The sequence below is a fragment of the Citromicrobium bathyomarinum genome (assembly GCF_038594485.1).
GTDB classification, from domain to species: domain Bacteria; phylum Pseudomonadota; class Alphaproteobacteria; order Sphingomonadales; family Sphingomonadaceae; genus Alteriqipengyuania; species Alteriqipengyuania bathyomarina_A.
The window spans coordinates 950,063-959,996 of record NZ_JBCFZG010000001.1 but is presented as its reverse complement, the minus strand read 5'-3'; the positions used below and the strand labels follow the sequence as shown (position 1 = coordinate 959,996).

The window sequence follows — 9,934 nt, the reverse complement described above, 5'->3', positions numbered from 1 at the left end:
GGAGATGGAGGGGTGAGCTTTTCCAATCAGCCAAGTCTAGGAAACTGGCGTCATGTCGGATGCTTCCTTATCGGTCTGGGCGTTTTTTTCACGACCAGCCTGTTCCTGCTTTCGTGGTGGTTCACCGTTTATGATCTGAGCACCGGTGATTACCGGGCGCTTGGCCTGCAAGATTTGATTGTGCCCGCTGTCTTGAGCGTTTCAGCTGGAATTGTCTGGCTGGCTCATCGCCTGCTTTTGAGAGACAAAAATTGACCCAAACCCGCACTGACTGGACCCGCGAGGAAATCGCGCAGCTTTTCGACCTCCCCTTCACCGAACTGCTGTTCCGCGCGGCGACGGTCCACCGCGAGAACCATCCGCCAAGCCAAGTCCAGCTGTGCACGCTGCTCAGCATCAAGACCGGCGGGTGTCCGGAGGATTGCGGCTATTGCTCGCAGTCGGTGAAGGCAGACAGCGGCGTCGAGGCGACCAAGCTGATGGATGTGCGCGCCGTGCTGCAAACCGCGGCGCAGGCGAAGGATGCTGGCAGCCAGCGCTTCTGCATGGGCGCGGCGTGGCGCAACCCCAAGGACCGCGACATGCCCGCGATCATCGAGATCGTGAAGGGCGTGCGCGAGATGGGGCTGGAGACCTGCATGACACTCGGCATGCTGACGCCGCAACAGGCGGATATGCTCAAAGAGGCGGGGCTCGACTACTACAACCACAATGTCGACACGGGGCCGGAATATTACGAGCGGGTGATCTCGACCCGCAATTATCAGGACCGGCTCGACACGCTGCAGAACGTGCGCGATGCGGGCATTAACGTGTGCTCCGGCGGGATCGTGGGCATGGGCGAGACGCGCGAGGACCGTGTCGGCTTCGTCCACACGCTCGCCACGCTGGAAAAACATCCCGAGAGCGTGCCGGTCAATGCGCTGGTGCCCGTCAAGGGCACGGTGCTGGGCGACATGCTGGCCGATACGCCGCTGGCCAAGATCGACGATATCGAGTTCGTCCGCACCGTCGCGGTCGCGCGGATCACCATGCCGATGAGCATGGTGCGTCTCAGCGCGGGCCGCGAAAGCATGAGCGAGGCGACGCAGGCGCTGTGCTTCCTTGCAGGCGCGAACTCGATCTTCACCGGCGACAAGCTGCTGACCGCGCCCAATGCGGGCGACGACAGCGACGGCGCGTTGTTCGCCAAGCTGGGGCTTACCCCGTTGCAGGGCGACGAACCTATGCGGGCCTGCAAGGTCGCGGAGCCTGCGGAGTGAAGCTGCTTTTCGCCCTCGCTGCCCTGCTGCTCCCAGTACCGCTCCTGGCGCAACAGTCGGCCCCGCAGGATGCGGCACCGATCACCATCGGAACAACCTATTACCTCGACTACGCCGAGGGCGATGAGCGGCGGATCAATATCTACGTGCCAAGCGAATATGCGGGGAGTGAGGAGACGGCTTATCCGGTGCTCTACCTGATCGACGGCGGGCTCGATCAGGATTTCCTCCACGTGGTCGGCACCACCGCGCTCAATGCACTGTGGGGCCGTTCGCAGCCGGTGATCGTGGTCGGCATCCAGACCGACGATCGCCGCGCAGAGCTGATCGGCGACAAGGGTAATGCGCAGGAGCGGAAGGCTTTCCCCACTGCGGGCGAGGCAGCGAAGTTTCGCGCTTTCATCCGGGACAAGGTGAAGCCGCTGGTCGAAGCGAACTATCGAACCAGCGGAGACGATGCGGTGATGGGCGAATCGCTTGCCGGGCTGTTCATCGCGGAAACCTGGCTGGTCGAACCCGGCCTGTTCGACAAATACGCGGCGATCGACCCGAGCCTGTGGTGGCATGACATCGCGCTCGGCAAATCGGCGGCGGAAGTGGTGAAGGACGGGCGTGAGCGGGGGCCGATCCTGCTCAGCTTCTCCAACGAAGGCCCGATGACCGAAAAGGGCACGCGGCTGGTGGCAGAGGCTGGCGGGGAGACAGCATGCCTGCTGCCACGCAACGACCTGACCCACGCGACCGCCTATCACGTGCTGACCCCGCAGGCGCTGCAGTTCCTGTTTCCGACCGATGGCGAGTTCGACGAGGAGTGGGGCTTCACCGTGGACTGCGCGAGCTAGGCCTTGTCGCTCGGCTTTTCCGTCGACGAGCTTTTGCCGAAGGCGCGCGGTGGCGGCGTGCTCAAGATGGGGCTCGCCAAGCTGGACGAGAGCGAGTGGCTACAGGCTGACCCCGATCTGGCGGCGCGTGCAGCAGGGTTCGATGCTTTTCCTGAGGGCGTCCAGCGCTTGCCGGAAGGCGATGCTGGGGGCCGTGAACTCGCGGCCATGCTGGGGGTCGAGGGGGCATTGCCCGAAGCGGCTGCGGCCCATCACGAGGATATGTGCCTGCTCACCCGTCGCGATGGCGAAGATCACTACCGCCTCGTCGGCGCGGCGGTCGCGTGGCCATCCGACTGGACGCCCGCCGACAAGCTCGGCCTCCCGCTAAGAGCGCTCCACGCGCCGATCCAGGGGTATGAGGAGCAGCTGGCCAGCGGGGTCGATCACTTCATGGCCAAGCTGAAGCCCGGGGCGATCTACGGGCGGTGCAACTGGTTCATCGCTGCGACCGGTGAGCGCCGCTGGATCGCCGACCCTCCCGAACTGGCCTTTGCCCATGTTACGGCGGAAAACGCCGGACAGACGCTGTTCGTCCGCTCCGAACGGCAGACGCTGCGCCGCCTCCCGCGAACGGGCGCGATCCTGTTCACTATCGGGATCTATGTCGATCCGCTGGGCGAGCTTGCATCTGCCAGTATTCACCGCCTCGCCGATGCGACCCGCAGCCTGCTCGATGGCGAAGGGGAACGCAGGGGCACAGGGGCTTACGCTCATGCGTTAATCGGCTATGCGAAGGCACGAGAAGAGGAGGCCGGACAATGATCCTAGCCGCAATACTGCTGCTTTCCGCCGCGCAGGCAGCAGACCCGCAGGTCGACTGCGAGAATGCGATGACGCAGACGGACATGAATATCTGCTCGTTTCGGTCCTACAAGCGCGCCGATTCCGAGCTGAACGCTGCATGGTCTCGCGCTTCGGAGCACGCGAAGGAAATGGATCGCAATGCGGCCCGCTATGATGGCGATGCCACCGCGCATTCGCGCCTGCTCGCCGCGCAGCGCGCGTGGCTCAAGTTTCGCGACGCCCATTGCCTTGCCGAAAATGGCGAGCGTGAAAACAGCGGTACTATCTGGCCGTTGCTACAGAATGGTTGCCTCGAAGCCCTGACCGAGGCACGCACCGCCCAACTGCGCCAATATGTTGAGATGCCTAACTGATGTTCAAAAAGATCCTGATTGCCAATCGCGGTGAAATTGCGTGCCGCGTCATCCAGACTTGCAAGCGGATGGGTATCGCGACGGTGGCGGTCTATTCCGATGCCGATGCACGCGCGCCTTTCGTGAAGATGGCGGACGAGGCGGTTCATCTTGGCCCGCCGCCCGCCTCCGAGTCCTACCTGTTGGCGGACAAGATCATCGAGGCATGCAAGCAGACGGGCGCCGAGGCGGTGCATCCGGGCTACGGCTTCCTCTCCGAACGGGCGAGCTTCGTCGAAGCGCTCGACAAGGAAGGCATCGTCTTTATCGGCCCGCCGGCGAAAGCGATTGCCGCGATGGGCGACAAGATCGAGTCGAAGAAGCTGGCCAAGGAAGCGGGCGTCAATGTGGTGCCCGGATCGAAGGACGCGATCGACACCACCGAGGAAGCGCTCAAGATCTCGAACGAAATCGGCTATCCGGTGATGATGAAGGCGTCGGCAGGCGGCGGCGGCAAGGGCATGCGCCTCGCCTGGAACGACAAGGATGTCGAAGAGGGGTTCGAGACGACCAAGCGCGAAGGCCTGAACTCCTTCGGCGATGATCGCGTGTTCATCGAGAAGTTCATCGAAGACCCGCGCCATATCGAAATCCAGATCCTGGCCGACCGGCAGGGCAACACGCTTTACCTGAACGAGCGTGAATGCTCGATCCAGCGCCGCCACCAGAAGGTGGTCGAGGAAGCGCCGTCGCCCTTCGTCACGCCCGCAATGCGCAAGGCAATGGGCGGACAGGCGGTCGCACTGTCGCAGGCGGTGGGGTACTTCTCTGCGGGCACGGTCGAGCTGATCGTGAGCGGTGCGGACAAGACGGGGGAGAGCTTCTACTTCCTCGAAATGAACACTCGCCTGCAGGTCGAACACCCGGTGACCGAGGCGATCACCGGCGTTGACCTGGTCGAATGGATGATCCGCGTGGCGGCGGGCGAGGAACTGCCCTTCAAACAGGACAACATCGGGATCGACGGCTGGTCGATCGAAACCCGCGTCTATGCCGAAGACCCCTACCGCAATTTCCTGCCTTCGATCGGGCGGCTTGTTCGCTACGAACCGCCGGTTCCGGGCTGGACCGGGGCGAGCGGCCCCGCCGGGCGGCGCGGGCACGAAATGGGCGGCGGCGGCATCCGCGTTGATGACGGCGTGTTCGAAGGCGGCGAAGTCTCGATCTTCTACGACCCGATGATCGCCAAGCTGATCACCTGGGGCCCGACCCGCGATGCCGCGGCGGACCTGCAGGTCGAAGCGCTCGACGCATTTCGTGTCGAGGGGCCGGGGCACAATATCGATTTCCTGTCCGCGATCATGCAGCACCCGCGCTTTCGCTCCGGCGAGCTGACCACGGGCTTCATTGCCGAGGAATATCCCGAAGGCTTCCACGGCGCGGCGGTGGACGAGCCGAGGCTAAAGCTGGTCGCGGCGCTGATCGCCGGGGCGCAATGCTCCGTCATGGCGCACGAGGGGCAGATTTCGGGCCGCCTCGACGGTGCGCCCAAGGTGCCATCCGACTGGGTCGTCAAGATCGACGGGCGCACGTTCGAGGTGGATCTCGGCCAGGGCGGGGCGACCGTCGATGGCGAATGGATCACCGGAACGACCGACTGGCAGCCGGGCATGGTGCTCGCCGCCGCCAACGGCAATGGCGAGAACCTCGCGATCCAGCTGCGTCGGACCAGCAGTGCGATGTGGGCTCTGACCACGCGCGGGCGCACGCACAAAGGCCTCGCGATCCCCGCAAGGCTGGCCCCGCTGCTCGATCACATGATCGAGAAGGAGCCGCCCGATCTTTCCAAGATGCTGATCTGCCCGATGCCCGGACTGCTGGTGAAGCTGCATGTGGCCGAGGGCGACGAGGTCCAGCCGGGCCAGCCGCTCGCCACGGTCGAGGCGATGAAGATGGAAAACATCCTGCGCGCCGAGAAGGAGGGCACGATCTCCAGCATCAACGCCGCAGAGGGCGACAGCCTGGCCGTGGACGAGGTGATTCTGGAGCTGGAGTAGGGTGCACCTCTCTCACGAACCCGACGCTCCCGCGGCTGAGGAAACGAGTTTCGACCAGTTTCTGAAGGTCGATATTCGAGTGGGCACGGTGGTTGCGGCGCACGAATTTCCAGAGGCGCGCAAGCCCGCCTACCGGCTGGAAATCGACTTCGGGCCGACCATCGGCGTGAAGAAGACCAGCGCGCAAATCACCGCGAACTACGTGCGGGAGGAACTGGTCGGACGGCAGGTCGCGGCGGTGGTCAACTTCCCGCCGCGCCAGATCGGCCCCGCGATGTCGGAGGTGCTGACTCTCGGTTTCGCTGACGAGGCGGGCGAGGTCGTGCTGTTCTCGCCAGACAAGGCAGTGCCCGACGGGTCGCGGCTGTTCTGATCCGCGGCGCTTCGATCAGTCGCGCGACAGGTCGAGATGCAGGCACTGGTTGAAATCGGTGTTCTCGTAATCGGCGAAAGCCTCGCCGTTTCGAAAACCGCGTGCCCGCTACAGCGCCAGCGCGGGTTCGAACGCCGGGCCGTCGCCGGTTTCGAGACTCAGCCGCGCCATCCCTTCATCGCGTGCACGCGCGATGATCGCCTCCAGCAGCGCGCGGGCGACACCCTGACGCAGCGCGTCCGCGCGCGTGCGCATCGACTTGATCTCCGCGCCTTCCGCACCGAGCCGTTTCAATGCCCCGATCCCAAGCAGATCGTCGCCGCGCCACGCGCCGAACAGCGTGATCGCGGGATCGTCGAGACCCCTCAGGTCGAGTGCGAAGGCCTGCCCCGGGGGTGACCCGGCGCGCATCTGCCTGACGTGATCCAGCGCGAGTGCACTCACCTGTGGATTGTCGAGCGCCGCCTCGCGAACCTCGATCTCCATCGTCAGTGCGCCCGCAATTGCTCGTCGAGGAAGGTGCCCACGTCGGCCAATTCGACATCGCGCGCGACATAAGCTTCGCCGATGGCGCGCAGCAGGATGAAGGGCACCGTCGTCGCCTCAGCCTTCTTGTCGTTGCGCATGTGATCGGCCAGCGCTGCGCCGTCGCAATCGAGCCCCAGCGCAGCAATCTCGGTCGGCAACCCGGCCCGTGCCAGCGCGTCGGCCACGCGTTCCGCGTCGCTCTGTGCAATCAGCCCGCGCCGTGCGGAGAACCGCGCCGCCAGCACCATGCCGAGCGCGACCGCCTCGCCATGCAGCAGCGTGTCGGAGAAGCCTGTCTCCGCCTCCAGCGCATGACCGAAGGTGTGCCCGAGGTTCAGGAGCGCGCGTGCGTCCTTCGTCTCGCGCTCGTCCTCAGCGACGATCCGTGCTTTCATGCCCACACAATGCGTGATCACCGATTCGAGCACGGTGTTGTCGTGCGAGAGGATCGCGTTGCTGTCTGCATCGACGCGCGCGAAGAACTCGGCATCGCCCAGCAAGCCGTATTTGAAGACTTCCGCCAGCCCGGCGCGCATTTCGCGGATGGGCAGCGAGGCAAGGCAGGCGGTGTCGGCCAGCACCAGTGCGGGCTGGTGGAACGCGCCGATCAGGTTCTTGCCAGCGCTGGCGTTGATCGCAGTCTTGCCGCCCACGCTCGAATCGACCTGCGCCAGCAGCGTGGTCGGCAACTGCACAAAGCCGCAGCCGCGCTTGAGGATCGAACAGGCGAAGCCGACCAGGTCGCCGACTACCCCGCCACCGAGCGCAAATACATGATCGCTGCGGGTGATGCCGCGATCGAGCAGCCAGTCGGTCAGCTTTTCAAGCTCGGCCCAGCTCTTCGACGCTTCGCCCGATGGCACTTCGTACCAGTCGATCGACAGGCCTGCGGAGCGGAAGGATGCCTGCAGGTGTTCGCCCAGCAGCCGCTTCGCATTGGCGTCGGCAACGACGGGGATCGACCTCTGGCCATAGGGTTCGAGAAAGGAATACGCTTCACAGTGAACCCGGCCGAGCAAGCCCGATCCGACCAGCACCTCGTAACTGCGCCCGGCGAGCGCGACATTCACGGCAGCCATTGCTCGATCCCTTCGATGATCGCCCATGCAGTGCGGGTATGCGGGCCCGATTGCCCTTCGACCCGGATATGCGCCTGTGCATAGAACGGCTCTCGCTCTGCTGAAAGGCGGCGCAGGATCGCCTCTGGATCGCCATCGCGGAGCAGCGGTCTGTTGTCACGCCGGGCGGTCCGTTCGACCAGCGTTTCGATGTCGCAGTCGAGCCACACGGACACCGTCCTGTCGAGCAGCAGACGGCGCGTTTCGGGATTGACGAAGGCACCGCCGCCGGTCGCGATGACGCCGTGATCTTCCTCGATCAGGCGGGCAATCACCCGGCGTTCACCATCGCGAAAATAGTCTTCGCCGAACTCGCTGAAGATTTCCGCGATAGAGAGTTTAGCTGCCTCTTCGATGGCGTCGTCGGCGTCGATGAAGCTTCGTTGGAGAAAGGTGGCAAGCTTTCGTCCCACGGTGGATTTGCCCGCGCCCATCAGGCCGACGAGCGCAATTGGCCGGTCGAGCCGGGCTGCAAGCGCGCCGATGCGGGCCATCGCGGCAGGTGTATGCGCGGTCTCCATTGCTCGGCGGCGTAGAGATGGGCTAGGGCGAAGGCAATAAAGGGTGTCGAGGCGCGTGCAGATAGAGATTTCGCAAAAAGTGCGACAGCGGATCGCGATCGGTGCGGGCGTTGTGCTCGTCATACTCGGCTGGGCCTGGTGGGACGGCGGGGAGGAGCCGCTGCATCCGATGGAACAGACGGTAAATCTGGCAGAGGCCGGGCAATGAGTATTTTCGGTAGCAAGCAGGCGCTGCTGGCCGGCGCCGCCTTTGCGGTGCTGGGCGCACCGATCGCCTTCGCAGCGGGCAATGCGCAAACGGCCACACCGGCTCCGGCCCAGCAGGCGACCCCGGCTCCGAGCCCTTCGCCCACGCCGCCCAGTGCAAGCCCCGCTCCATCACCTGCAGAGACTGCGGCGCCCGAGGGCGAAGGCGAAGAGCAAGGCGGCGAGGAATCGAGCGCTCCCAGTACCAGCAACGCGCGTCTGCCTACGCTCGAAGAGCTGGAGTCGCTCGACACGGACGAGCTTGACGAGCTGCTGGGTCTCAAACCCAAATACGACATTCCCAAGGCGCAGCGGCGCGAGACGACCCGCGTCGGTATCCTCGACGAGGCTGAGGGCGGCCTGCCCGCGGCCTCGCTGGCAAAGCAGCCGCAGGCGCTCGTCCGCGCGGCGCTGACCGGCACGCAGGGTCGCCTCGTGTCGCGATGGGGACATATCGCCCTGCGCCGCGCGCTCGCCAGCAGGCTCGCCGCCCCCAATGGAATGAGCGGCGTGGAGTTCGCAGGATTGCGCGCCCAACTGCTCAACCGGATGGGCGAATTCAGTGCGGCTCGCGCGATCGCGCAAGACGTCGATGTCGACGCGTGGAACACGCGGCTCGCGAATGCTGCGGTCGATTCGTACATCGCGACGGGCGATATCGTCGGCGCTTGTCCGCTCGCGGTGTTGCGCGGCGGCTATCGCGACGATGCGCAATGGGATGCGCTGCGTTCGATTTGCAGCGCCTATGGCGGCGAAAGCGGCCGCGCGCGCAACGAACTGGCGCGGATGCGCAATGCAAAGAGCCGCGGCGATCTTGAAGATATCGATGTCTTGCTGGCGCAGCGTTATGCCGGTGCGGCGGGACTTGGGAACAGCACGGTCACCATCGAGTGGGACGATGTCGACGAACTCACGCCCTGGCGGTACGGCCTGGCCGCCGCGCTGGGGATGGATATTCCTGACCGCCTGCTCGACGATGCAGGGCCGTATTATCAGCGTGCATCCGCCTCGCTTCCCTCGCTCCCGCTGGCATTGCGGGTGAATGGCGCGCGTCGCGCTGCACGCGAAGGCATCTTTTCCTCGGCCGCGCTGATCGATCTCTATTCGCAGGCCTACGCGGCGGGCGGCAACGAAGGTTCGGTCGGGACCGACGCCGCGCAGCTCAGGACGGCCTATGTCGACCCCGATCCCGCAGCGCGGGTCGCCGCGATTCGTGCACTGTGGGGCGAAGATGCACAGATCCCCTACGATCGGCAGGTACTGACCGCCTATGCGGCAGCGCGCATTCCGGCCGGGGACCAGTTCTCCGGCGATGCTGCGCCATTGATTGCGGCGATGCTTGCCGCCGGGCTCGATCTGGATGCGGCCCGCTGGCGCGATGTCGTCGACGAAGGCGATGCGGGCTGGGGGATGCTTGCGGTGGGGCTACCCAATGCAAAGCAGCCGGTTTCGAACAACGCAATCGACTCCTTCAGCGACAAGGATTCCAGCACGGGCCGCGCGCGCACCGGCCTGCTGGTCGCAGGCCTTGCCGGGCTGGGCCGTATCTCCAGCGGCACCCGCAATGGGTGGGACCGCGAACTCGGCCTCGAGCTTGGCCGTGAAACGGCCTGGAGCAAGGCAATCGGGCGCGCGGGCGAGGTTCGCAACGCTGCGCTGGTCAGCCTGCTGATGGGGCTGGGGATGCAGGGTGACGACTGGAGCCGGATGACCCCGCGCCATCTCTATTACATCGTATCGGCCCTGCGGCAGAGCGGGCTTGAGGCCGAAGCGCGCATGATCGCCGCGGAGGCGGTTGCGCGAGGATAG

Annotated in this window: 12 protein-coding genes; 9 read left to right on the top strand and 3 right to left on the bottom strand. The window is 65.1% G+C overall.

Features of this window, described 5'->3' with window-relative positions; all coding sequences use genetic code 11:
• The first annotated feature begins 12 nt into the window (after positions 1 to 12).
• Genes AAG591_RS04835 through AAG591_RS04805 form a run of 7 tightly spaced genes read left to right on the top strand, consistent with a single transcriptional unit; the run spans position 13 to position 5,712 of the window.
• On the top strand, positions 13 to 255 hold the full coding sequence (locus tag AAG591_RS04835; protein ID WP_342529877.1) for a hypothetical protein: 243 nt from the start codon (positions 13 to 15) through the stop codon (positions 253 to 255).
• Positions 252 to 1,262: a biotin synthase BioB gene (bioB, locus tag AAG591_RS04830; protein ID WP_342529876.1), complete on the top strand. Its 1,011-nt coding sequence runs from the start codon at positions 252 to 254 to the stop codon at positions 1,260 to 1,262. Before AAG591_RS04835 ends, bioB begins: the two co-directional genes overlap by 4 nt.
• Positions 1,259 to 2,104 carry an alpha/beta hydrolase gene (locus AAG591_RS04825; RefSeq protein WP_342529874.1) on the top strand — a complete coding sequence of 282 codons (846 nt, stop codon included), beginning with the start codon at positions 1,259 to 1,261 and terminating at the stop codon, positions 2,102 to 2,104. Before bioB ends, AAG591_RS04825 begins: the two co-directional genes overlap by 4 nt.
• Positions 2,105 to 2,107: 3 nt before the next feature.
• The gene (locus AAG591_RS04820; RefSeq protein WP_342529873.1) at positions 2,108 to 2,908 is read left to right on the top strand and encodes a heme-dependent oxidative N-demethylase family protein; all 801 of its coding nucleotides are present in this window, start codon (positions 2,108 to 2,110) and stop codon (positions 2,906 to 2,908) included.
• Complete coding sequence (locus AAG591_RS04815) at positions 2,905 to 3,303, top strand: lysozyme inhibitor LprI family protein (RefSeq protein WP_342529872.1); 399 nt, start codon at positions 2,905 to 2,907, stop codon at positions 3,301 to 3,303. The genes AAG591_RS04820 and AAG591_RS04815 overlap by 4 nt, the downstream gene beginning before the upstream one ends.
• Entirely contained in the window at positions 3,303 to 5,339 is a 2,037-nt protein-coding gene (locus AAG591_RS04810; RefSeq protein ID WP_342529871.1) for an ATP-binding protein, read from the top strand. The genes AAG591_RS04815 and AAG591_RS04810 overlap by 1 nt, the downstream gene beginning before the upstream one ends.
• A 1-nt stretch (position 5,340) precedes the next feature.
• Complete coding sequence (locus AAG591_RS04805; protein WP_342529870.1) at positions 5,341 to 5,712, top strand: tRNA-binding protein; 372 nt, start codon at positions 5,341 to 5,343, stop codon at positions 5,710 to 5,712.
• Positions 5,713 to 5,820: 108 nt separating this feature from the next.
• Here AAG591_RS04805 and AAG591_RS04800 read toward each other — a convergent pair whose 3' ends face one another.
• Genes AAG591_RS04800 through AAG591_RS04790 form a run of 3 tightly spaced genes read right to left on the bottom strand, consistent with a single transcriptional unit; the run spans position 5,821 to position 7,879 of the window.
• Complete coding sequence (locus tag AAG591_RS04800; RefSeq protein ID WP_342529869.1) at positions 5,821 to 6,198, bottom strand: GNAT family N-acetyltransferase; 378 nt, start codon at positions 6,196 to 6,198, stop codon at positions 5,821 to 5,823.
• 2 nt (positions 6,199 to 6,200) lie between these two features.
• Positions 6,201 to 7,319, bottom strand: coding sequence for a 3-dehydroquinate synthase (aroB, locus tag AAG591_RS04795; protein WP_342529868.1), 1,119 nt, complete (start codon positions 7,317 to 7,319; stop codon positions 6,201 to 6,203).
• On the bottom strand, positions 7,307 to 7,879 hold the full coding sequence (locus AAG591_RS04790) for a shikimate kinase (RefSeq protein WP_342529867.1): 573 nt from the start codon (positions 7,877 to 7,879) through the stop codon (positions 7,307 to 7,309). The genes aroB and AAG591_RS04790 overlap by 13 nt, the downstream gene beginning before the upstream one ends.
• Before the next feature lie 79 nt (positions 7,880 to 7,958).
• Between AAG591_RS04790 and AAG591_RS04785 the strand changes: the two genes are divergently transcribed.
• Positions 7,959 to 8,087 (top strand): hypothetical protein, encoded by a 129-nt coding sequence (locus tag AAG591_RS04785; RefSeq protein WP_342529865.1) that lies wholly within the window; start codon positions 7,959 to 7,961, stop codon positions 8,085 to 8,087.
• Positions 8,084 to 9,934: a hypothetical protein gene (locus tag AAG591_RS04780; RefSeq protein ID WP_342529863.1), complete on the top strand. Its 1,851-nt coding sequence runs from the start codon at positions 8,084 to 8,086 to the stop codon at positions 9,932 to 9,934. The genes AAG591_RS04785 and AAG591_RS04780 overlap by 4 nt, the downstream gene beginning before the upstream one ends.

Bases quoted from the DNA above. Each gene is read 5' to 3' on its own strand.
- AAG591_RS04800 (WP_342529869.1), bottom strand. From the start codon at position 6,198: ATGGAGATCGAGGTTCGCGAGGCGGCGCTCGACAATCCACAGGTGAGT.
- AAG591_RS04790 (WP_342529867.1), bottom strand. From the start codon at position 7,879: ATGGAGACCGCGCATACACCTGCCGCGATGGCCCGCATCGGCGCGCTT.
- AAG591_RS04815 (WP_342529872.1), top strand. From the start codon at position 2,905: ATGATCCTAGCCGCAATACTGCTGCTTTCCGCCGCGCAGGCAGCAGAC.
- AAG591_RS04810 (WP_342529871.1), top strand. From the start codon at position 3,303: ATGTTCAAAAAGATCCTGATTGCCAATCGCGGTGAAATTGCGTGCCGC.
- AAG591_RS04780 (WP_342529863.1), top strand. From the start codon at position 8,084: ATGAGTATTTTCGGTAGCAAGCAGGCGCTGCTGGCCGGCGCCGCCTTT.
- aroB (WP_342529868.1), bottom strand. From the start codon at position 7,319: ATGGCTGCCGTGAATGTCGCGCTCGCCGGGCGCAGTTACGAGGTGCTG.